The 23069-nt window shown below is 64.3% G+C and carries 18 protein-coding genes, 2 tRNA genes and 1 pseudogene; 12 read left to right on the forward strand and 9 right to left on the reverse strand.

Annotated features, from left to right (window positions below):
• Positions 1–19 precede the first annotated feature (19 nt).
• Both KR546_RS03015 and KR546_RS03020 read left to right on the forward strand, forming a co-directional pair.
• A complete protein-coding gene (locus KR546_RS03015) occupies positions 20–2527 on the forward strand; it encodes a glycoside hydrolase family 3 C-terminal domain-containing protein (protein ID WP_238443227.1) in 2508 nt (835 codons plus the stop codon).
• A gap of 86 nt (positions 2528–2613) precedes the next feature.
• The gene (locus KR546_RS03020) at positions 2614–3594 is read left to right on the forward strand and encodes an aldo/keto reductase (protein WP_238443228.1); all 981 of its coding nucleotides are present in this window, start codon (positions 2614–2616) and stop codon (positions 3592–3594) included.
• A gap of 77 nt (positions 3595–3671) precedes the next feature.
• On the opposite strand, the gene KR546_RS03025 is transcribed toward KR546_RS03020, so the two are convergent.
• A complete protein-coding gene (locus tag KR546_RS03025) occupies positions 3672–3953 on the reverse strand; it encodes a GlsB/YeaQ/YmgE family stress response membrane protein (protein WP_238443229.1) in 282 nt (93 codons plus the stop codon).
• A 272-nt stretch (positions 3954–4225) separates the two neighbouring features.
• On the opposite strand from KR546_RS03025, the gene KR546_RS03030 reads away from it, so the two are divergent.
• Positions 4226–4318, forward strand: a tRNA-Ser gene (locus tag KR546_RS03030).
• 26 nt (positions 4319–4344) lie between these two features.
• Positions 4345–4419 (forward strand) — tRNA-Arg (locus tag KR546_RS03035).
• Positions 4420–4609: 190 nt separating this feature from the next.
• Here KR546_RS03035 and KR546_RS19545 read toward each other — a convergent pair.
• Positions 4610–5824, reverse strand: a complete 1215-nt coding sequence (locus KR546_RS19545; RefSeq protein WP_238443230.1) for a tyrosine-type recombinase/integrase — start codon at positions 5822–5824, stop codon at positions 4610–4612.
• Between the two features lie 53 nt (positions 5825–5877).
• Complete coding sequence (locus tag KR546_RS03045) at positions 5878–6093, reverse strand: helix-turn-helix domain-containing protein (protein ID WP_238443231.1); 216 nt, start codon at positions 6091–6093, stop codon at positions 5878–5880.
• 589 nt (positions 6094–6682) lie between these two features.
• Here KR546_RS03045 and KR546_RS03050 point away from each other — a divergent pair.
• Complete coding sequence (locus KR546_RS03050) at positions 6683–8836, forward strand: DEAD/DEAH box helicase (protein ID WP_238443232.1); 2154 nt, start codon at positions 6683–6685, stop codon at positions 8834–8836.
• 58 nt (positions 8837–8894) lie between these two features.
• Positions 8895–9509 (forward strand): DUF2290 domain-containing protein, encoded by a 615-nt coding sequence (locus KR546_RS19885; RefSeq protein ID WP_420804237.1) that lies wholly within the window; start codon positions 8895–8897, stop codon positions 9507–9509.
• Positions 9510–9583: 74 nt separating this feature from the next.
• Here KR546_RS19885 and KR546_RS03055 read toward each other — a convergent pair whose 3' ends face one another.
• Complete coding sequence (locus KR546_RS03055) at positions 9584–10357, reverse strand: GntR family transcriptional regulator (RefSeq protein ID WP_238443233.1); 774 nt, start codon at positions 10355–10357, stop codon at positions 9584–9586.
• Between the two features lie 56 nt (positions 10358–10413).
• Between KR546_RS03055 and KR546_RS03060 the strand changes: the two genes are divergently transcribed.
• A complete protein-coding gene (locus tag KR546_RS03060) occupies positions 10414–10842 on the forward strand; it encodes an NUDIX hydrolase (protein WP_238443366.1) in 429 nt (142 codons plus the stop codon).
• An 821-nt stretch (positions 10843–11663) separates the two neighbouring features.
• Here KR546_RS03060 and KR546_RS03065 read toward each other — a convergent pair.
• Positions 11664–15539: an NACHT domain-containing protein gene (locus tag KR546_RS03065; protein ID WP_238443234.1), complete on the reverse strand. Its 3876-nt coding sequence runs from the start codon at positions 15537–15539 to the stop codon at positions 11664–11666.
• A gap of 167 nt (positions 15540–15706) precedes the next feature.
• Between KR546_RS03065 and KR546_RS03070 the strand changes: the two are divergent.
• The 3 genes and pseudogenes from KR546_RS03070 to KR546_RS19890 all read left to right on the forward strand — a co-directional run.
• Positions 15707–15901, forward strand: a pseudogene (locus tag KR546_RS03070) (dihydrolipoyl dehydrogenase family protein); the annotation flags it as partial.
• A gap of 813 nt (positions 15902–16714) precedes the next feature.
• Positions 16715–16963: a hypothetical protein gene (locus tag KR546_RS03075; protein WP_238443235.1), complete on the forward strand. Its 249-nt coding sequence runs from the start codon at positions 16715–16717 to the stop codon at positions 16961–16963.
• Positions 16954–17184 (forward strand): DNA/RNA non-specific endonuclease, encoded by a 231-nt coding sequence (locus tag KR546_RS19890; protein WP_420804233.1) that lies wholly within the window; start codon positions 16954–16956, stop codon positions 17182–17184. Before KR546_RS03075 ends, KR546_RS19890 begins: the two co-directional genes overlap by 10 nt.
• A gap of 13 nt (positions 17185–17197) precedes the next feature.
• Here the strand turns inward: KR546_RS19890 and KR546_RS03080 are convergent, their stop codons facing one another.
• From KR546_RS03080 to KR546_RS03095, 4 genes are all read right to left on the reverse strand, one after another.
• Entirely contained in the window at positions 17198–17692 is a 495-nt protein-coding gene (locus KR546_RS03080; protein ID WP_238443236.1) for a hypothetical protein, read from the reverse strand.
• A 34-nt stretch (positions 17693–17726) separates the two neighbouring features.
• Positions 17727–18626 carry a DUF6731 family protein gene (locus KR546_RS03085; protein WP_238443237.1) on the reverse strand — a complete coding sequence of 300 codons (900 nt, stop codon included), beginning with the start codon at positions 18624–18626 and terminating at the stop codon, positions 17727–17729.
• Between the two features lie 1188 nt (positions 18627–19814).
• Positions 19815–20876 carry a lytic transglycosylase domain-containing protein gene (locus KR546_RS03090; protein ID WP_274387517.1) on the reverse strand — a complete coding sequence of 354 codons (1062 nt, stop codon included), beginning with the start codon at positions 20874–20876 and terminating at the stop codon, positions 19815–19817.
• An 11-nt stretch (positions 20877–20887) separates the two neighbouring features.
• Positions 20888–21370 carry a hypothetical protein gene (locus tag KR546_RS03095; protein ID WP_238443238.1) on the reverse strand — a complete coding sequence of 161 codons (483 nt, stop codon included), beginning with the start codon at positions 21368–21370 and terminating at the stop codon, positions 20888–20890.
• 191 nt (positions 21371–21561) lie between these two features.
• On the opposite strand from KR546_RS03095, the gene KR546_RS03100 reads away from it, so the two are divergent.
• Positions 21562–22755 carry a MinD/ParA family ATP-binding protein gene (locus KR546_RS03100; RefSeq protein WP_238443239.1) on the forward strand — a complete coding sequence of 398 codons (1194 nt, stop codon included), beginning with the start codon at positions 21562–21564 and terminating at the stop codon, positions 22753–22755.
• Positions 22749–23069, forward strand: coding sequence for a DUF6112 family protein (locus KR546_RS03105; protein WP_238443240.1), 321 nt, complete (start codon positions 22749–22751; stop codon positions 23067–23069). Before KR546_RS03100 ends, KR546_RS03105 begins: the two co-directional genes overlap by 7 nt.

The following is a 23069-nucleotide window of genomic DNA, read 5'->3' on the forward strand; positions in this document are numbered from 1 at the left end:
CCCCGGCATCGGACCGCTCGTGACCGACCCCACACCCCCGCCGCCCCCCGCGGACGTCGACGAGCCCGACGAGGGTGGTGATCGCGCCGACGGTGGTGACGACCTCGTCGCGCGGGCCCGCGAACTCGTGGCCCGGCTCACCCTGGAGGAGAAGGCGAGCCTGTGCCAGGGCAGCGGCCCGTGGCACACCCGCGGGATCGACCGGGTCGACCTCCCCGCCACCCAGGTCAACGACGGTCCGCACGGCGTCCGCGTGCCGTCGGAGGGCGACGCGATCGGGCTGGTGAACTCGCGACCGGCGACCTGCTTCCCGACCGCGTCGACCATGGCAACGACGTGGGACCCGGACCTGCTCGCCCAGGTCGGCCGTGCGATCGGCGACGAGGCCCGCGCGCTGGGCACCGACGTGGTGCTGGGCCCCGGCGCGAACATCAAGCGGTCCCCGTTGTGTGGGCGCAACTTCGAGTACTTCTCGGAGGACCCGTTCCTGTCGGGGCACCTGGCCGCCGGGCTGGTCGCGGGGATCCAGTCGATTGGGGTCGGCACGTCGCTCAAGCACTTCGTGGCCAACAACCAGGAACACCGGCGCATGACCATCGATGCCGTCGTCGACGAGCGCACCCTGCGCGAGATCTACCTCGCCGGCTTCGAACACGTCGTCCGCACGCAACAGCCGTGGACGATCATGTGTGCCTACAACCGGATCAACGGCACGTACGCGTCGGACCACCACGAACTGCTCACGTCGGTGCTGCGCGACGAGTGGGGCTTCGACGGCCTGGTCATGACCGACTGGGGTGCGATGAACGACCGGGTCGCGGCGGTCGAGGCCGGCTGCGACCTCGAGATGCCCGGACCGGTCGAGGGCGCCGCGGACGTGCTGGTGGCGGCGGTCAGCAACGGCCGCCTGGACGAGGCCGCACTCGACGTCGTCGCGACCCGGGTGGTCGCGCTGGCGCTGAGGGCCCAGCCGGCACGTGACCCCAACGCGGCGGCGGACCTGATGATCAACCACCAGCTGGCACGGCGGGTGGCGGCCCGGTCCTGTGTCCTGCTGCGCAACGACGACGACGCCCTGCCGGTGCGCGACGGCGAACGGGTCGCGCTGCTGGGGCTGCTCGCGGAGAAGCCCCGGTTCCAGGGCACGGGGTCGTCCCGGATCAACCCGACCCGGGTGGAGGACCTGCGCACCGAGCTGACCGCCGAGCTCGGGGACGACCGGGTGGTGTTCGCCCGCGGGTACGAGTCGCCCGAGGAGCTGGACGAGGAGCTGCTGGCCAACGCGGTCGCCGCCGCGAGCGAGTGCGACGTCGCGATCGTGGTGGTGGGCCTGCCGGACGCCTACGAGAACGAGGGCGACGACCGTGCCCACCTGCGGCTGCCGCGGACCCACGACGAGCTGGTGGCGGCGGTGGCGGCCGCGCACGACCGGGTCGTGGTGGTCGTGGTCAACGGGGCACCCGTCGAGATGCCGTGGGCCCGCGACGTCGAGGCGATCCTCGACGCCTACCTGGGTGGGCAGGCGGCCGGTGGGGGCATCGCCGACGTGCTGACCGGGACCGTCTCGCCGGGTGGGCGGCTGGCCGAGACCTTCCCGCGACGGCTCGAGGACGTCCCGTCGACCTCCCAGTTCCCCGGTGGCCCATCGATCGTGGAGTACCGCGAGGGCGTCTACGTCGGCTACCGCTTCCACGACACCGTGGATGCCGACGTGCTGTTCCCGTTCGGCCACGGCCTGGGCTACGAGCCGGTCGACTGGGGCGAGGCGACGCTGGACGTCGACACCGTGTCCGACGCCGACCTGTCCGACGGCGCGACGGTGACGGTGACCGTGCCGGTCACCAACCAGGGCGAGGGTCCGACCTCCGAGGTCGTGCAGGTCTACGTGCGCGACCTCGAGGCGGCCGTGCACCGGCCCGACCGCGAGCTGAAGGGGTTCGCCCGGGTCGACCTGGACCCGGGCCAGACGGCCGAGGTGGCGATCGAGCTGGACCGGCGCGCGTTCGCGTGGTGGGACGTCGAGGAGCATCGCTGGGTCGTCGAGACCGGCGAGGTCGAGGTGCTGGTGGCCGCGTCGTCCCGGGACGTCCGCTCGACCCTGTCGCTGCACGTCGAGGGGGACCGGCTGACCCGTCGCGACGTGCCGCGGGTGTATGCCGACCCGCCGGCGTGGCTGGCGGTCGACCGGGTGTCGTTCGAGACCGTGCTGGGCCGCACGGTGCCCCCCAACGACGGGTTCGGCAAGCCGTTCACCCGCAACACGCCGCTGGGGGCACTGCGCAAGGTGGTCCAGGGCAGGTTGCTGCTGGCCGGGCTGGAACGGGGCCTGCGGCGCCAGTACGGCGACACCCCGGAGGTCGCGCCGCTGGTCCGGGCGATGCTGGTCGAGGCACCGGTGCGGTCGCTGACCCAGAGCGGGCTGTCGCTGGAACAGGTCGACACGCTGCTCGACCTGCTCAACGGCCAGTGGGGGCTGGGGGCCCGGCGGGCCTACGACCAGGTCACCGCGGCCCTGCGCAACCGCTGACCGCGTGGGGTGGTCGACCTGCGGGGTCCGTGACCTCGCCGGGTGACCTACCGTCGTCGGTCGCTTCCGAGGACCGAGAGGACGACATGCACACGCGACGGCTCTACCAGGGTGGCCCCGAGGTGTCCGAGATCGGGTTCGGGGCCTGGGCGATCGGCGGGAGCTGGGGCGAGGTCGACGACGACGAGTCGATGGCGGCACTGCACGCCGCGGTCGACGCCGGCGTGACCTTCGTCGACACCGCCGACGTGTACGGCGACGGGCACAGCGAGCAGCTGGTTGGCCGGCTGCTCCGTGAGCGCGACGAGGACCTGGTCGTCGCGACGAAGGCCGGTCGCCGGGCCGAGGTCGACCCGGCCAACTGGACCGCGGACACCTTCGCCGCCTGGCTGGACCGCTCGCGTCGCAACCTCGACGTCGAGACGATCGACCTGGTCCAGCTGCACTGCCTGGGCGAGGAGGTCTACCGCACGCCGGAGGTCTGGGCGGCGTTGGACGGCCTGCGGTCGCGTGGCGTGGTGCGGGCGTGGGGGGTGAGCGTCGAGACGGTCGACGAGGCCATGGCGGCGCTGGACGCGCCCGGTGTGCGGACCGTGCAGATCATCTTCAACCTGTTCCGGACCAAGCCGGCCGAGGAGTTCCTGGACGCGGCCCGCCGGGCCGGTGTCGGGGTGATCGTGCGGGTGCCGCTGGCCTCGGGGCTGCTGACGGGCAAGTTCGACGCCGACAGCAGCTTCGCGTCCGACGACCACCGCAACTTCAATCGTGACGGCCAGGCGTTCGACGTCGGCGAGACGTTCGCGGGCGTGGACTTCGACACGGGGCTCGCGGCCGTGCAGCGGTTGGAGGAGCTGGTGCCCGAGACGATGTCGATGGCCCAGTTCGCGCTGCGGTGGATCCTCGACCACGACGCCGTGTCGACGGTCATCCCGGGGGCGCGGACGCCACGCCAAGCGGCCGACAACGCGGCCGCGTCCGACTTCGCGCCGCTGGGGTCCGACATCCACCGCGCCGCCCGCGAGGTCTACGACGACCTGGTGCGACCGCAGGTCCACGACCGCTGGTAGGTCGGGGCCGCGGCTCCCGGCCCGACGACACGACGGGCGGCCACATCGGCCGCCCGTCGTTGTCGTCGTGGTTCGGGCTAGCGCGTGCTGCTGGTCGAGCGGCCCTGCGTGTTGAGGTAGATCACGATCACGATGGCGGCGACCGCCACCTGGACGAGCAGCTCGATCCAGTCGATGCCGTCGGTCTCTGTTCCACCCAGGAAGCCGTAGATCAGTCCGCCGACGAGGGCGCCGACCGCGCCGAGCAGGATCGTCATGCCGATCGAGACGTCCTGCTTGCCCGGGATGACCAGCCGGGCCAGGGGCCCGATGATGATCCCCGCGAGGAGCGCGAAGATGATGGTCCAGACGATTTCCATGGTGACTCCATGCGTCGATCCCACGCTGGCAGTCAGCCGTGCGGGGCAGTGTTGTGGGGACGGCGTCGTTGCCGTCGGCGGCAACCCTACTCGCGGCGGGTCGGCCGATCGTGGAGGTGGACCCCCACCGCCTGTCGTGTCGTTCGGGACGGGTTCGGGGTCGGCGGTGGGGTGGTCCGACGGGAGGGCTCGGTTCGCACATCGACTCCGGCCTCCGATAGGCTTCGTTGGCCGCGGGCGCTCGCGCGCTGCGCTGGCCGATCGGCAACCCTGGAGGCATCGCCTAGTCAGGTCTATGGCGCGGGATTGCTAATCCCGTTGGGTCGTTTCGGCCCTCGAGGGTTCAAATCCCTCTGCCTCCGCCAACAGTTCAATACGCTTTGCACGACACGCGCTGGTAGCTCAGTCCGGATAGAGCACCTGACTACGGATCAGGCGGCCGGGGGTTCGAATCCCTCCCAGCGCGCACCGCGAATCCGGCCCTGCGGGGCCGGATTCGCCGTTTCCGGGGTTCGGGCCCGTTGCCGCCGAAGGCGCCGGGTACACGTCGGGTACACAACTGCGGGCTCTCGGGCCACTGCCGGGTACACGAATCCGGCCGGTGGGTACACAACCTGCGGCGCGTCGATCGGGGCGTGGGGTCGGATCATCGATCATCAGGATCCTCCGTCTCGGGGGGTGGAGTCTGTGTCTTCCGGGGGCGCAGATGCCGGGGGCTCACGGTGGGCCCGGATGGCCCGTGCGACGTCCTCTGCTGCCTCGGCCTGCATGCCGGGGAGGACGTGGCTGTAGACGTCGAGCGTGAACGCGGTCGAGTGGTGACCAAGTCGTTCGGAGACGATCTTGGGGTTCACGCCCGCCTGCAGCCACAAGGTCGCCGTGGTGTGCCGGAGGTCATGGAGGCGAATGACCGGCAGGTCTGCTGCCTCCGCGAGTTGTTGGAAGCTCCTCGAGAACGAGTCCGGGTGGACCGGCGAGCCGTTCTCGCGCGTGAACACGAGCCCGTGTTCCTCCCAGGCAGGGCCCCAGTCGCGTCGGTCCTTGTTCTGGGCGTTCTGCCAGTTCTCGAGGACGCGGACGGTGTCGTGGTCCAGGTCGATGCTTCGCCGGCTCTTGGCCGTCTTCGGCTCGGAGACCTGCGGTGTGCCGTCGATGCTCACGTAGGTCTGCCGCACTGCGAGTGTCGACGTGGTGACGTCGACGTCTGTCCACCGGAGCCCGAGCACCTCGCCACGGCGCATTCCCGACATGGCGGCCAGGTGCCAGGCGGCGTACAGGCGATCGGAGCGTGCGTGGTCCAGGAATCCCGCCAGCTGGCGGGTCGACCACGTCTGCATGAGTCGGCGTTGCCGCTCGAGGTCGCGGCGTGGCGGGTCCGCGAGGTCGGCCGGGTTTCGCTCGAGGAGGCCCCAGCGGACCGCGTCCGCCAGCGCCTTGCGGACAATGGTGTGGATGTAGCGAACCGTCCTCGGAGAGAGACCGCCGCGACCATCCAGGCGCCCTGAGCGGAGGAGCTGGCTGTACAGGCGGTTCAGGTGGCTCGCCCGCAGCTCCTGGAGGTTGGACTGACCGAGCGCCGGGACGACGTGGCGTTCGATCTCGCCCGCGTAGCTCGACCAGCTGGACTGGCGGAGATTGGGCGGGCCGACGGCAGGTAGCCATTCAGTGAGGAGGTACGCCTCGACCGTTAGGTCGTGACGGTCGACGAAGCTGTCTCGGTCGACCTTGTGCAGGAGGTCGCGCAGCGCCCGCTCGGCCTCCTGGCGTGACTCGAAGCCGCTTCGCAGCTTCTGGTTCCGACCCCTGCCGGAGGCGGTGCCGACATCGACGCGGAATGCCCACGACGAAGAATCCGAACCGCAGGAACACACGGGACCGACCACCTTTGACCGGCACCCTCGGCACCTACGGAAGACGGACCCTTTCACGACGCGGGATCGGCGTGCTGGATGGTGTCGACCTCCGCGTCGACGCCGAGCATCCGCAGGAGCTTGGGCGTCGGCACCAACAGTCGGCGACCCAGCCGAAGGGTCGGCAACTCACCGGTCTGGGCGGCCTTGTAGGCGCTGCGCAGGCTGATACCCAGCAGCTCGGAGGCCTCCTCCACGGACAGGGTCGGGGGCAACTGGGTGAGCGTCATCGGGTTCTCCTGTCAGTTCTCACTCGGTCGTGTTGCGGGTTGGTACGGCGTCAGCAGCCGTCCAGGCCGGCTTGGCGCCTTATGCGATCGGCGAAACGAACCTGACCGACCAACTCCAGCCAAGATCTCACGAGTCGGATCTCCACATCGGCACCACTGGTCCATACGTATATACCAGTATGCGCAGGATGTCAAGAGTATGCACCGGTGAGACTCGCTAGTCGGTGGGCGTGGCGCCAGGTGCATGCCAGAGCCACGAGGCGCGCAGTTGCGACGTACGTGGCGAACTTGACATTTAGCGAGCCCAGAGGTCCGCCCCCTGACCGCGATCGGGCTGGGGGGCTAGGGGGGCCAGCAACGTGCTGTGCGACCCACACCTATCTGAAGGCCGACAGTTCCTCACGCCCCGTGCTCCTAGTCCACCGGAAGTCCGCCCACAGAGGTTCTAGGGCGGCTCCGATAGAGGAGGTGGACCCGGGAAGCGACCAGTAGTCTTCTTCATTGGGCAGGGCATGGGGCTTGCGATCGAGCCCGAGGCCACGATCGGGCCTTCCTGTCTCTCGCATGTCGCAACAGTCAAGGCAGGTTCATGACCCTAAACGTGGTCCAAGGGTCGACGGAGAAGCCCGTCGCGGCCGAACTGCTGGTGGAGGCCTTGGCCGACTCGGATGTAGTCGGGCAGCTTTTTACTGGCTATCCGATCATCGGGTCAGCCGCCGGCAAGACGACGATAGATGCAACGTTGGTGTCGCCTGACATGGGGGTGGTGGTCTTTGACCTCGTGGAGGGGCCTGATCTTACGGGGACCGCTGAGCGACAGGATGACGCTGCTAACAAGCTGGTGTCTCGACTAATCACCAATCCCGGGTTGGTCGACCGCCGAAGCCTCAAGATTCCCGTATCCACACTGTCCTTTGCGCCGGCTACTCAGGGCCGTGATGTCGCAGGCGATTATCCGGTGGCCCAGAAGGACACGGTCCTTGGGATCCTCGAAGGAATGCGGGGCGAGAGACTCAATGACGAGTTGTATCGGACTGCTCTGTCAGCCATCCAAAGCATCTCCACGATCCGGAGCGCGCGACAGCGGCGGCAAGTGCGGGACGAATCCTCTCGTGGCGCGATTCTGAAACGCCTTGAGGACTCGATCGCCACTCTGGACAATCAACAGAGTGCTGCCGTGATTGAGAGCGTGGACGACGTCCAGAGGATTCGTGGCCTTGCCGGATCGGGGAAGACGATCGTGCTGGCCTTGAAGGCTGCGTACTTGCACGCTCAGCATCCAGATTGGCGGATTGCCGTAACCTTCAATACACGATCACTTAAGAACTACTTCAAGAGACTCATTACGAACTTCTCGCTTGAGCAAGTCAATGAGGAGCCCGATTGGGAGAATCTCCGCATCCTGAACGCCTGGGGGGCGGCTGGTGGTCCTGAGCGTGAGGGGATCTATCATGAGTACTGCTCACGGCATGCTGTTCGATATCTGGACTTCGGGTCTGCCAAGCAGCTCTACGGGTTCAATGATGCCTTCTCGGGCGCAGTCGCAGACGCGCGGTCCCGGGTCACCAATCCAAAGAAACTCTATGACGCCATCCTCGTGGATGAGGCCCAAGATCTCCCGCCAGCGTTCTTGCGAATATGCTATGACATTCTGGGTCCAGAGAAGCGACTCGTGTATGCATATGATGAACTCCAGGATTTGCATGGTAAAGGGCTTCCGCCAGCGGAACAGATCTTTGGCGCCGATGACGCCGGGCGCCCTCGGGTCAGCTTTTCGACCGGAACGAGAGAGCTCGAGCGTCGAGATATCATCCTCGAAAAGTGCTATCGAAATTCTCGACCTGTCCTCATAAGCGCCCATGCGGTCGGCTTTGGGATTTACCGGGAGCCGGCGGACAGTGAACCGACTGGCTTGGTCCAGATCTTTGACGAGCCGGACCTATGGCGTGACATCGGCTATCACGTTGAGTCCGGGCCCCTAGCTCCTGGAGAACGAGTCGTACTTGCAAGAACTCCGGAAACTAGCCCCCGGTTTCTGGAGGCTCATTCCGATCCGGCTGACTTGGTATCGATAATGAGCTTCCCATCTCGTGATGCCCAAGATGAATGGGTGGCAGAATCGATTAGGCGCAATATTGAGCAAGAGGAGCTTCGTCACGATGACATCATGGTCATCAACACCGATCCATTGACAACGCGAGAGAACTTGGGCCCCTTACGGAAGCGTCTGCTTCAACTCGGAATCGATTCGCATTTGGCCGGTGTTGACGCTGACCCTGATGTTTTCTTCAGTCAAGGTGATTCTTCAGTTACGTTTACAGGAATTCATCGGGCAAAGGGGAATGAGTGCGGCATGGTCTATGTCGTGAATGCCGAAGAGACTCATTCAGCGCGTAGAAATTTGGCCCGTATACGGAATCGACTGTTTACCGCTATAACTAGGAGTAAGGCATGGGTGCGGGTCTGTGGCGTGGGTCCACAGATGGAAGTTCTTGGTGCTGAGTTTCTTGCGGTCCGTGAGCACGAGTTTGTTTTGGACTTTGTGTATCCGACGGATGAGATGCAGAAGCAGCTCCGGATTGTTCACCGTGACATGTCGCCGGATGAAGAGCGAAAGTTGGCTGAGAAGGAGCGGTCATTGTCAGAGTTACTGCAGGCATTGAGGTCCGGTAATTTGTATGTTGAGGATCTTGATCCTGGCTTGAGGGATGAGATAGTTCGGCTCTTGTCCCATGAAGAGTGAGCAAGACAAGCTCTCGGCGGTTGGCCTTCTCGCAAAGATCAATGGTATCGTGATATGGATGGTCGAAAAGGGGCTGGCCGACGATCAACGGTTTTCATATATAGTCGATGAGGGCACATCAGAACTTGTTACGTACCCGTCGGAACTCGACTATTCATACGTTCTCAGAGAGAGACCATATGATGAGACATATAACGCATTGAAACGGTCGAGAGCATACAGCCTTTCACTCCTGGATGGCGGGCTCGTGCAGATGTCGTACAGGGTTGAGGGCGAAGCGTGTGTGTGGCATCGCTTGGCGTACCTACCTAGCCCCTCATTGGAGCCATATCAGAACGATCCGGAGCGATATGAGCGTGATGTCATGTTTGCTGAGGTCATGGATACAAGGATCGTTACCACTCCGTTGCGTTTCGACTTTGACCCCGCTTCAGCCGATAGCGCTGAGCACCCGTCCTCCCACCTGACTTTGGGCCAGTACACAAACTGTCGTATTCCTGTTTCTGCACCTGTAGCCCCAGACAGTTTCGTGGACCTGATTCTCAGGAGCTTCTACAACACCGCCGCCCGACGCCTATCTGAGTCGATGCCACGCGATGGCCCTAGGTTCCCAAACTGTCTGCATCCCGATCATGAACCCCAAATTCACCTTCGAGTCCCTTCGCGGAACTAGCGGTGCGCAGCAACCGGGACTCGGGCATATGACCGCTTGGCCCCGGTGGCGTGGTCGAGGTGAGTGGTTGACCGTCAACTTGCCGGAAGTGCATAGGAGAGGATGTAGCGGTCGGCAGCCTTGATGGTGTCGCACAGCTCCAGGACTTTGCCGTCAGCACTGATGGCGTGGCGCACGACCCGCACCACGGGTACTCCGGCCGCCAGTTCAAGCGCGCGTGCTTCGTCAGGGTGGGGCATGCGAGCTGACACGTCCTCAGTGAACTGTTCGAGGCGGTGGCCGAGATCCTCGAGTCGTGCATAGATTCCACCAGGGCCCGTGTTCTCTTCGGCGATCGCGGTGCCTGCTGCGATCTCAAGGGGAAGATACGAGGTTGCGATCTCGATCGGTTCCCCGGCATCGAGGTATCGCCGTCGTCGTACGAGGACCTCTTCACGCGCGTCAAGTCCCAAGGCGGTGGCAACCCACTCGGGCGCCTGCTCGGCTCCGACATAATCCACCTCCACTGTCGCCGCTCGTCCTTCGGCCTCCATCTCGGCCAAGAAGGCTGCTCGCCCCTCCTCGCGGTGGCGGCGGGCGAAGCGGTCATGGGCCAGACGATGGATCGGAGCCCGCGCGCGCACGAACGCCCCCTTGCCGTGGTGAACCTCGATGAGTCCCTCGGTGCGGAGTTCGGCCAGGGCTTGCCGCACGGTTCCGCGGGCGGCGCCGTAACGTTCCATGAGTGATCGCTCGCTGGGAACCTTGCTCCCTGGTTGCAGATCGCCGTCATCGATGTCAGATCTCAGTTGGTCTGCGATCTGGCGGTACGCCGGGCGGTCGCTCCGGCGGTCAAGCGCGTCAGTCACCTGAAGTCCTACACTCGTCTGGACCACTCGACCGTACCGTTCGGAGCTCGTCAGTGATCGAGCCTGCACCGAGGCACTCCGTCAGCGTGGCCGCGGCCGTGGTCAATGACCGCGAGCAAGTGTTGGCTATCCAGCGTCGCGACAATGGTCACTGGGAACCGCCGGGTGGGGTTCTGGAGCTCAGCGAGTCGATCGAGGACGGGTTGCGGCGCGAAGTCCGGGAGGAGACTGGTGTCGAAGTCGACGTTGTGCGCCTCACGGGCGTCTACAAGAACATGAGGCGGGGGATTGTCGCCCTCGTGTTTCGGTGTCGTCCAGCTGCTGGACGTGCGACGCCCACCGAGGAGTCCGCGGCTTCGGCCTGGCTGGACGCCGAGGACATCGAGGCATCCATGGACGAGGCGTATGCAGTTCGTCTACTAGACGCGCTGGGTGACAGTCCGGAAGTTGCGGTGCGATCTCATGATGGCATGAACCTCTTGTAGAGGGCTAGGTTTGACGCTCCGCGCGGGATGCCGATTCTAGGCCGTGTGGTCCGCTGGCCCGCGGGGTAAGCGGGCCCATCCCGGCCGCGGTCAGCGTCGGGTTGGTCCAGGACGGCGGCGATCGCGGGATCCCGGGATCCTGCCAGCCCTACTCCGTTCTCAGCCTCCAGGATCGATCGTGCGCCGGTTGTAGCCTTTCGTCATTCCGGCAGGGGTCGGATGATTGAAGAGCCGGAATAGGCGCCTTGGTGCCGGGAGAGATGGCGTCGCGTGTTGTCATCCGCCAAGTCTGCGGCGTAGGTGTTGTCGACGGCTCAGGCGAATCGGGCCCGCATGTAGCGGTTGACGTGCAGGCCGATGAGTCTCGGGGTTCTCAAGCACGCAGGCGAGAGGGGCGGTGCCGGACGATTTGTCCGAAGTTCTCGGGCCGTGAGGGGGTTGCTCGTCGGGGTCCTGTCCGTGGGGCGTACATGATGATCGCCATGCCGGCCAGGCACACGGTCGCGCCGATGAGATCCTGCTCTACTCCGGCAAGCCCGACTGGTCCAAGCTCGCCACCATCACCCCGACACCCACGTGAACTCCGAAGCGCCGCAAAGTCGGTTTGGGGTGCGTCACAGCCGGTCGCGGACGGCCTTCACGTGGTCACGGTGGTCAACGCCGTGATCCACGACGGCCACCGTGTTACCGTCGATGACACGGCAGTCGCAGTGCTCGATAAGACCGAGGAAGCCAGCGCCTCCATGTGGTAGCCGGGGCCTGGTGCCCAGGAGTTGAGTAGGGGTATCGACTCGTCTTGCGGGACAATTGTTGGCTATCGTTCAGAGAGTCGCAGGCAGACCTAGCTCATGGCGGCGAGCGAGGGTCTCGAGACCGCTGCGTTTTGACGCAATCAGGGTAGAGCAAAGGGCCTGAGCGAGCTCGTTATCCAGCGAATTGAAGTCATCGCGACCGTCCAAGACTGTACGGATGAAGTTGACGTTGGTGCGTTCTCCCAGTCCAGATATCGCAGGCAGTACGCGTGATACGACGAGCCGTGACGGCGCAAAGGGCTCTTCGCGCATTCGGTTGACAAGGGCAGAAACTCTGCCATAGTCGACATCGGAAGGATCAACGTGAAGACGAAGCCAGTCCACAAATACTTCCGAAACTAGCGTGTCGGATATGTCGAGAAGGAGCGCGGCCTCCTCTTCGGAGGCATTCATCGCGATGTATCGAGCCAGTCCTTCAGAGAAGTGCGTTCGCACGAAGCGATCAGGAAACGTGTCGACCCCATGATCGAGCCATGAGTGTTCGAGGGAGGGATCCAAATCGAGGCTCGAAAAAAGAGAGCCGAGTTCGTCCCAGCAACTGTCCTGGCGCAGAATAGACTCTAGGAAGAAGCGAAAAATAAGTGGCGATCCGAGAATCTGCCGCCTAAGCGATGCCACGGCCTCGGCACACCCAACAGCCCTTGCCGACAATCTAAAGCCGTTGTCCGTCCAGAGTGCGAGACTATCGACTATCCAACCCCTTACGGCCGCATCCTGCACTGCAGGAAGTTCCTCAGCGATGGTCGTCGCGACCTCGGACCGATCGCCCCCCCGCCGGAAAGACAAGTCAAGTACTTGTAGATAGGGAAACCCCTGGGAACCCAGGAAGGCTGAAGTCCAACTAGCGGGAGCCGGGGCCTGCAAATCAGATATCTTGAAGCCAGCCGTCGTCCAGCGCTCTTCCGTTGCCAGCAGCCCGTCCACTGTCACGCGAGGAAGGTCGTTGACCGCAGCCCGCACGACATCCCATCCATGATGACCGCCAGCAGCGATGAGGATCGCAAGAGGCCACGGGAAGGATGAAGACACAAAGTCGCGCTGAACTTCTCCCAATGCTTCGAGAACATCTACCATCGCCCGCAAGTCTAGATCTGAGTCCGTTCTCAACAGGCGCACGAGTGGTCTCAGAGAGGCCCACCCAGGCTGCTCAAGTGAAAGCAGCCACTCCAAGTCACCGGCGATAACTCCGTCGCTGTCTCTGAGGGATGTAAAACTGACTCTAGCAACAGAACCCGAGGGACTAGAGCGCAAGTCACCATCATCTTCCCTTCGCAGTAAAGCCGAGACAGATCTGCGCCCCTTTCCTAGGTGAATCGTGCGCGCATCCAAAACATGTTCGAGATCATGGCCACCTAGCAAGAAAGAAGTGTCAATTGGTATCGGTCCTGACATCTCCAGCGAATCTCGAATTAGATCGAGGGACGTGCCAGCCAGAACAGGCGAATGGATGTGGGCAGCCACAATCCCCGACTGCGTCAGCTCCTCGAGCATTTCTGGCTCTTCGAGCCGTTCTCGGACTCGATCGGAACGATCGGCCAGGTCGAGCGCAAAGGACAGAAGGGGAATGTCCGGGTTGGATGCGGCCAGCTTCTCAAGGACAAAGTGTTCAAACACCTCTAGCGCAGCGTGGTCATCCAGCATAGTAGCGGCGTGGATCCAGCCGTGGCCACGCTTTCCAACAGCCTTAAGGACTTCACGTGCGAGGGACTTCCGAAACTTCGGGGCACTTACCGAACCGTCCTCAAGTAGATCTCGAGCCAAGTCCGCACCCGCGCAGTACCACCCGAGCAAGAAGTCTTCCGTAGGCTCGTTCAAGAATTGGCATGTCTGAACGACAACTCGGCCCAAGTAGCCACGCCTGGCAAAGATGCCTCCGGCAAAGAAGAGAAGCACATTGCGCCAGCTTGTCAGCGCACCCATGTACTCGAAACGAGCCTCAACCTCGTCGTCAGGGGCGTCGAGCAACGCCTGAGCTGCCATGAACTCTTGAAGTGAGCGGATCTCGAAACCTACTTGAAACTCCTCTAGCTCTACTAGGAAGACCAGCCGCTGAGCAGCGGCTTCCATAATTTGCTCGGAAATTTGTTCCAGTTCATCCCCTGAGTAGCCTTGGCTAGTGAGTTGTCTGCGAACGATGGTTCGCAATTCATTCCGCGAGAGTCGGGCGTCCGTTCCACCGCTTGACTCAGCCTCGATCTGCAGTCGGAGACCAACGTGCCTGTGAATAGCCTCGATGTCGATCCTGTGGCTTCGCAGGATCGCACTGGTATCGATGCCGCGTTCGAGCTCTCTGTTGTACATGACAGTGAAGTATGAGTCGAAGAGTTCAAATCTCTCGCGTGGCGGCGCTCCGATACGCTCCAGCAACGTAGTCATAATTGTGACTTGCAGAGGCGTGGTCATGAGCCGTTGAGTAGAAGGTTCTTCGGCGGCAGTGTTCAACCTTCTAACTGTGGTGCGCTGCTTCTCGGTGTCGCCACGGAACCGAGCGGTGACCAGCTTCTTTGCGTATGAAAGCGCGGACCTCGCGTCCAGGTTTTGAAGCGTCAGATGTATATATCCATCTTCGAACTCCGCCGAGTATCCCTGCGGTCTTGTGGTAACTACTAATTGCAAGTTCGTATCGGGAGATGCGACATCCACTGATAGTTCCGTGATTGCCTGGACAACGTCAGACCGATTCGACGAAGCGGGCACTTCGTCAAGCCCGTCCAACAAGATTGCGACGGGTGTCTTGCGAAGCCACTCTCGAAGTTGTGCGACAGAAAGATCTAGATCGGCAATCTCGGAGAGGCGCTTGCATAGGTACCGGATCAGCGATTGAGAGTTGCTAGTATCAAGCCACTTTGCGAATGACGGTAGATCAACGTGGAACGGAAACCGCGAGACCGGAGGTAGGGTCAAGGCTTCACTGGCGAGGCCTTCTTCGACGTCCCGAAGGATCTTGATGGTTTCCTCTGATAGCCTGTCCTTCGGTACTCGACCAAGAATGGCGGCCCGCTGAGCTTGGGCATAGAACTGGATGATGGTGGACTTGCCTTGACCTGGCCCCCCAAGCAAGACGAATCGTGATTCGAGTCGACTCTTCGCCTGCGATCTCGAATCTTCGGACTCCATACTGATGGGTTGTTGCCCTCCTGACAAGAGAGCATTCATGACTGTCTGAGACGGTTCTCCCCGTCCGCGCCCCCTTGTCTGAGTACCTGCTTGAACATCGATGTCCGTGAAGACGTTTCCAATCAGGATCCGACGATCGGTGGAGACGGTAGTTTGTTCCAAGCGGGCGTATTGGTCCCTCAGGAACTCCTTTTGCATGGCCAGCTCAATGCCTTGACGAACAGTTTCTTCGAAATCTTTAACTTGTTCACACAAGACGGCTATTATGTCAGAAGGCGTTATGAACTCCGAGTAGGTTTTGCGGACGGTGTCATGAATATCTAGTAATCTGCAGAGTTCAGAGTAGTCCCATACTCGGTAGTCGATCAGGGAGGAGTTCTGCTGGTACTCCTTGAGTTTTCGGCTAGCTGAATCCTTTCCGCCCGTTCTCAGAACTCCACTTAGCGATACATTTGTGGCAAATATATAATAGGCGGGAATCCTTTTTGCGTCTGATAGAGATTTGAGCTCACTGGACAATTGGCTGAGCGCCCAAGGGGAATCATTTTGTTTCAGTACCTGGCGATACTTGACTTGAATTATGCCTGGCTTGTCCCACGCAGCGTCATCCGATCGATATTTCGGTACCTCTCGAAACGTCCCGTCGCGCTGCCCGTCTCGTCCGTCCCCGAATACCACGGTCGTTGGGCCAAGTTCCGCTTTGGCCAAGGCGCCAACCATGTGTTCGAAGTACCTGGGCCCGAGGCGTTGGAAGTCATAATCGCTCATACAGTCCATCCTGCAAACAAGGTGTCCCTCTTGGTGGAGCGGTCGCGAAGTGCTGATGGGTCTCGACAGTCTTGCGATCAGTCGTGAGATTTCTTGTAGGAGGCTAGCGCTGGATGACTACGGATGGTGGCTGAGGGAGGTCTGCTTGAGTCCTGCAAATGTGCTAGACGGAGCCGGCCACCAAGATCCTGATCGACCGCGACACCGACACCATCGTTGGTGCGCACATGTTCGGGCCTGAGTACGGCGAACTCATCAACTTCTGCGCCCTGGCCATCAAACTCGGCCTCACCACCCGCCAGCTCAAATCCATGACCGCCAGCTACCCAAGTGTGGGCTCCGACCTCGGATCCATGCTCTGACACCACAACCTGTCCACCCACTCGCCGCCACGGCACAAGCCGCGGGATGTCTGCGCACTGACCGTCAGGACCTGGCCCGCCGCCCGACCGGCCGCGCACAGCGATTGTCCTGCTCTCAACAAGGGAGTACGGGTATCTACGGGATCTCCGAGGTTCCGGAGCACCTGAACGGAGCGGCGCGACATCGCACGCCTGGATATTGCACGCCTCGCAAGGTCCGGATCCTCATTCAAGTCGGCGTGGTCCGTTGGCCCGCGGGGTTGGCGGGCCGGGGTTGTGCCGCGGTCAGCGTCGGGTTGGACCAGGGCGGCGGCGATCGCACTGTTGGTGGAGCCTCCCATCCCTTCCTTCGTACCCAGCCTTCGGTCGATTGTCCGTCGGTTTGTAACTCGTGGTCATCTTTCGTGTGCAACGTGGAGGCTGGTCAACGTGGGGTGGCGTCGTGCGAGTGCGGGGTCGGTGCTCAAGGTGCGGCGATGGCGTGCTGGCGTCGTGGGTCGCAGGTCTGTGGGGAGAGTTGAAGAAGAGGTTGAGTTCGTACAACCTGCGTCGGTTCGACGGTTTGGTCGCGCGCCGCGTCGCCGTCGAGGATGCCGTCGTCAGTGTCGCGACCTGAGCGCGTCCGGACCTGACCCGCCGAGCGCGACACCATTGATGGGGCAGGACCGGGGCAGGGGTCGGCGACCTGCTGGCGGCCAGCACCGGAGAGGGCTTCTCCCGACCGGTGCTCGCATGGTCGGTCGCATTAGGGTGAACCTGCATGACGTCAGGCCTCAGGCCATTCTGGTGAGGAGTTCGTCGACTGTGGCCCGAATGCTGGCCATCGTCCTCGATGTGCGAGTCGAGATGAACCCGCTCCACCAAGACCCGGTCCGTCCGCAGATCGGCCAGCGCGGGTACGTCGTCAACCCGCTTCGCGCTACTCCCTCTGTGAGGCTCGACCCGGACGTTCCGATGTCTGTCCACGAACTGGAACCGGACGTGCGCTACCGCAGCTGCGGCTTCGAGTACTTGACGGACGGCGATGGCCTGCCTGCGAGAGTCGAGGTCTCTTGGCTCTGATCGAACCCCGAGCTCGCTTCCGTCACCGAGCACAACAACGCACCGCGCCCCTAGGGAGTGCGATCAGCCGGGCACACGGTGGGCACATCATCGCGGTCAGTCTCGGAGGCTTCGCGTCCGGCCCGAACCTCATCCCGCAGGCGGCCAACGTGAACGTGTCCACCTACGCCCGGGTCGAGCACGGATGGCGGCGAGTCGGGGCCGGGGCGATTCGATCGTGAAGACGGACAGCATCTACCGGTCGCTCAGCTCCATGACGCGCAGGAACATCCAGAGGGCTCGTCCAACGTTCAGGGCCACGAAAACGACCGCCCACATGGCGACCCACCCGAGCCACCCCCACCCGAAGGACGTGTCGACCACCCAGCTCAGCGCCACCAGACCAGTGCCGAGAAGGGCACGGCCGATCGACATGACCCATGTCTTCGTTAACTTCGTCATGGAGCGCTCGTCGCGCAGGTGTGGGCTGCGGCTCCGAACAAGGCGAGCGATGCTCAGGGCGGCCATTAGAAAGCCGGTGACTGTGGCCAGCCACGTGGCCGACTGCACCATCAGAGTCCTGCGTGAAGCCTCATCGACGACGGCCCACAGGCCGAAGATCCAACTCAGGACGAGCCCCGTGCCAACCGCAACCGTGGCGATGACGAAGTCCCTGCCAGGGCGATCAAGGATTTGCACTCTGACTTGGCGGTTGCCCCAGCGTCCGAGGGCTACCGCCAAGAGAACCATTTGGCTCCGTCGAGTGGTCTCTGGCGCTTCCGACCTACTCGTCGTCGCTAGCGAGGATTCGGGCGAGGCGACCATGCTCTGCATCATAAGCCCCTTCGATCGCGGAAACAGCATGTGTCCGGAGAACGCTCCGGCTCTCTCCAACGTCCACCTGGATCCGGTGGATCACCAGTTGCTCTAGGAGGTCGATCGGTTCGGCGCCATCCTCGTAGTCCATTCGCAATTTGGCGCGCTTCACCGTTCCTCGACGCTCGAGAGCGCTGATGAACCGTTGAATCCAGCCCTCCTCCTTCACCGCCTCGGTCTGGTCGTCGTCGTCATCCCACCAGATCGACATGGAGATCTTCTTCGGGTCGCCCGTCGACCGCCTCGCATGATCCACCATTGAGGCGACTCCCGTCGCGTCGTCGTCGTCATCGTCGATCACGGGAAGGAGATCATCCACAGTGATCGAAAGAGACTTCAACTCGTTCCCCTCCTGCAGCTGCGCAACTACGTCCGGCTCGATCACGGGGTGCAGGGACACCCGGTACGTCTCGGCCGCGAACGACAGATAGCGGCCCAATCCGGCTGAACTGGGACCATCAGTGTTGCGGAGCACTGCGACAAGGGGCGCGTCGAACAGCACCAAGTTCGTGCCCTCGCCCAAGCTGCGACCCTCACCGATGGCGTCTTCGAGGCGAGTTATGTTCCCGTCGTCATCGATGAGCTTGGGGAAGCCGGTGTCTCTGATGCGGTGAACGCGAATCCAACGGCGTCCGTTGATCATGTCAGCGTCTGCGATCATCTGAGGTCGAGTGCCGTGCTGACGATCGCCCATCGGTAACCCAACGATCCGATCATGAATGGCCTTGACCTCGGCGGCGGTGCAATAGGGCCGAGTCTCGGATTCCACGCGGTGAAGGGTGTAGAAGTCGACAGTTGCTTTGGGCATCTGGGGGGACCTATCTGTCAGGGCACGCGCACATCCATCGGGGGACGATCGGCAAACTCAGAGCGAGGATCGGGTGGCCTGATACGCCCCGCACGCCAAGCGCTCCGGAACAGGATCTGAGTCCCAACTAGTGGGGACTCTCGTCACCCGCCGAGAACTAGGCGTCATGTGCCTCACTGGGGCGGGACCGGCCGCGAAAGTGTCGAGACCCTTTGATCAACCGCTGGGCTGACAGAGGCCCGGATCCCCATTTCGAGTCGGCGTGGTCCGGTGGCCCGCGGGGTTTGTGGGCCTCGAGTTGTGCCGCGGTCAGCGTCGGGTTGGACCATGACGGCGGCGATCGCACGGTGGGTTGAACCCGCCCGCCCTTCGTCATGCCCAGCCTCCGATCGATGGTCGTCCGGCCGTAGCCCGTTGTCATGCCGGCAGGGTCGGATGATCGAAGTGTCGGAGTAGGCCGCCCTTGATCGGTCGAGATGGTGGCGCGTGTTGTTTGGCCGTGTTGTCAATCTGCATGCGGGGGCGCAGGTGTTGTGGGCGGCGCAGGCGAGTCGGCCCCAGCGTGTGGCAGTGTTTACGGGCACACCGATGAGTCTCGGGGCCCTTGAGCACCCAGGCGAGAGTGGCGACACCGGCGGGCTCTCCGAGCTCTCGTAGGGCCTGTCCGCCAGGGCGGCTCGCTTCTTTGGGGTTCGAGTGCCGACGCATGGCGGGTCAGGCGGCAACGTCGATCATGTGGCGCCTTCGAACAGGTAGGCCAAGGCTGGCCTGGTGTAGGCGATGCCGCGGCCTGAGCGGTGGAGCCACTCGACGGTGATCTCCTGGTCGCGCTTGGGGATCATGGAGGAGTCGAGGTCAGTGGTGCGGACCCGGTGGCGCCCGGACCGGAGCCCATCTGGATTTTGGACTTCGCCGCCGCTCGCGCTGCGTCGTGGCCCGGAGTAGACCCTCCCCAAGGGCGGCCGTTTGAGAAGGCAGCTGGGTTGGTGGTGTCACCCCCAAAGCACAATCCGGCTGTTGTGGTCTCTTGCTAGTCGCCGTGGTCCGCTGGCTCGCCGGGTGGGCGGGCCTCTGTTGTGCCGCGGTCAGCGTCAGGTTGGACCAGGGCCGGCGGCGATCGCACTGTCGGTGGAGCACTCGTACGTTGCTTCGTACCAAGCCTCCACTCGATTGTCTGTCTGGAAGTTGTCAGTGTTCGTGGGCCAGGTGGAGGTGGTCGCGATGCGCCGCGTCGTGGAAGTGGCCGGGACGGTCTTCGAGGTGAGCCCAGGGGGTGCCGACCTCGTTGGGTCGCAGGTCCGGGGGGAGGGTGGAGAGCCAGAGGGTGAGGGTGTAGGCGTCGCGGTTGGTGTCGGTGACGGGGGTGCCGTTGACGGTGAAGATGTCCATGCCGCGGCCGTACCAGTGGTTGGAGACGGTGCACCCGGGGTAGTTGCCGCCGCCGACGCATTTGGAGTGGCCGGTCTGCAGGCTGGTGACGGAGATGGTCCAGCGGTCGGCGGCGCGGGCCATGATGGCCAGGATGCGGTTGTCGATCCGCCGGGCGGTGATGTCGTCCCGGCCGCCCTCGTAGATGCTGATCCGGGGATGGCTGAGGACGGTGTCGACCAGGACTGGGTCGCCCGGCCCGGCCGGGGTGGCGGTGGCGTAGCGGTCAGCCCAGTCGAGAACACGGTCGACGTAGTCCCAAGAGTGGTTGTAGCTATAGATGGCCTGGCGGAGCCGTCCGCGTTGTGCGGCACCGCCGTCACACAGCAGGCCGGCGGCGGCGGGGATGGCGTCGTCGGCGTCGTGGGGGTTAGCGATCCCGTCGCCGTCGCCGTCGACACCCATCGAAGCCCACGTCGACGGGATGAACTGCATCGGCCCGACCGCCCGGTCATACACCACGTCCCCATCGAGCACGCCGCCGTCGGTGTCCCGGATGAGCGCGACCGGACCTAACCCGTCGAGGGCCACGCCGATGATGCGCGGGGCGATGATCCCGTCGGGTCCGGGTTGGCTGCCGCCGATGCGGCCGTGGTCGGACTCGACCTTCCCGATGGCGGCGAGCACGCTCCAGGCCAGTCCAGGGCACTGGTCGGCGGCGTGCTGGTAGGCGGCCAGCATCGGTGCGGGGATGTCAGCCAGGGCCTCGCCGGACGGCGACGCACCCGGGGCGTGGTCGGTGGCGGTGGCGACCACCGCGGCGGGCAGCACGAGGAGTGCGAGCAGCACCAGGGTGGCTGCGGCGACGGCGATCTTGACCATGGAGACTCCTGTCAGAACGCGGCGTCGTCGACGAGCCACCGGCCGTCGACGAGCACGACGGCGACGGCGACGGTCTCGAGTCGCACGCCGTTGTCGGTGGTGCGGTGGACGATGACGTCGGCGAGGACGCGGCCGGGTTGGAGGTCGCGGGTGATCGTGCCTTCCACGGTCACCCGGCCTGTCGAGCCGGTCGTGTGGCGGGTTGGGGTGAGGAGGGTTGCGGCGAGCCGGTCGGTGGTGAGCTGCTCGAGTGCGTCGAGGTCGTGGGTGGTGTAGAGGGCGGCCGCGAACGCCTCGGCGGCCGCCAGGGCGGAGTCGAGATCGGCCGGCGCCTGAAGCGTGTCAAGCGCTTCTCGGGCAACTGTGGACGGCGACTCACTGGTCGGAACCGCGGGCGGATCAGGCGCGTCGGGACGCAAGCCAATCCAGAGTCCGATGACCGCTGCGACCAGCGCCGCGCCGACGGCCAAGCACCGCAATTCGTGGCCAATCATGGTCGATTCCGCCTCCCTTGACCCATTCCGCCGTGCTGTCGGAGCGCTTCGACATCTGGGCCGTGCTGTCAACGCCGGCGCCAGTGTTTATCCACAGCCCCCGAACCAGCAGTCCGATCGGTCCGTCTGTGGGCAACCCTTGGCCCATGACCGACCGGCCGACGCGGCCGGTGCCCGAGGCGGAGGACCCCATGACCAGTTTCGAAGCCGACAGGGAAGACGTCGTTCCGATCGATGCCCTGGATGACGCCGCGTCGAGGCTGCACGGCAGCGGCGACACGGGGGCGCAGCTGCGGACGGATCCCCCTCCGGCGCCGCGAGTCGCGTGCAGCGTCCTCACCGGCGCCGCCACGACCGGTGAGCCGACCGAGGCGACCGATCCGCCGCCGGCGGCCTCCGCCCTGCCACCCCCGTCAAGCGCGCAGCCCGTGGCGCCGTTGACCGCGGGCGACATCAGCGAGGACCGGCTCCTGGATGACCGGACCTCCGGCCCCGACTCGGGGTGGCGCCGGGCGGTGCACTGGCTCACCGGCGGGCTCGTCTCGCCGCCGCCGTCCAAGGCGGAGCTGGCCGAACGGGCCGAGATCGCCACGGTGAAGACGCCGGTGCGGGGCAGCCGGGTGATCGCGGCGGTGTCGACCAAGGGTGGGGTCGGCAAGACCACCACCACGGTCAACCTCGGCCACACCTTCGCGGCCCACCGCGGCGACCGCGTCGTCGCGCTGGACGGCAACCCCGACGCCGGCTCACTCGGCTACCGCATCCGCAACGAAACCCCTGCCACCGCCGACGACCTGCTCCGCCAGCTGGATGACGTGTCGCGGTATGCCGACATACGGGCGTTCACCTCCCAGGCCGCATCACGGCTCGAGGTCGTCGCCGCACCGGACGACCCGCGGGCCTCCACAGCGCTGGGCGAAGCGGACTACCGGCGGCTGCTGGGCCTGTTGGAGGCGCACTACCAGCTGATCCTGGTGGACTGCGGCACCGGGATCCTCGACGACGCCACCCGCGGCATCGTCGACCACGCGGACCAACTCGTCGTCGTCACCGCCCCATCGGTCGACGCGGCCCGGGCCACGTCGTTCCTGTTGGACTGGCTCGAAACCCACGGCCACGCCGACCTCGTCGCCGACGCCGTCGCCGTGATCAACGCCGCCCCGTCGGGCCGCAACAGCCTGGTCGACCTTGACGAGGTCGAAGCCCACTTCGCCGCCCGGTGCCGCACCGTCGTGCGGATCCCGTGGGACCGCCACCTCGCTGCCGGCGCAACCACCGGCCTCGACCTGCTCCACGACACCACCACGGCCGCCTACCGGCGTCTGGCGGCCGCCGTTGCTGAAGGGTTCACCCCCACCCCCCGAAAAGGAGAACACCCATGGTGAACACCACGATCCTCACCGACCTCCCTGCCCGCCTCCTGGGGCAGGTCAATGCCGACCCGGACACCTCCCAGCTGCCCGGCGGCCAGGTGTTGCAGAACCTCACCGACGGGGTGATGGGCTGGGCCCTGATCCTCGCCCTGGTCGCCCTGCTCGCGTCCTCCGCGGCGTGGGCGCTGGGCGCCAATTCGCAGAACCACCACTACACCACGGCCGGCAAGCGTGGCGTGATGGTGTCCGGCCTCGCGGCGCTGTTGATCGGTGCGGCGCCGGCGATCATCAACTTCTTCTTCAACTCCGGGACCGGGGTGTCCTGA

The organism is Salsipaludibacter albus, from assembly GCF_019798055.1.
GTDB lineage: Bacteria > Actinomycetota > Nitriliruptoria > Nitriliruptorales > Nitriliruptoraceae > Salsipaludibacter > Salsipaludibacter albus.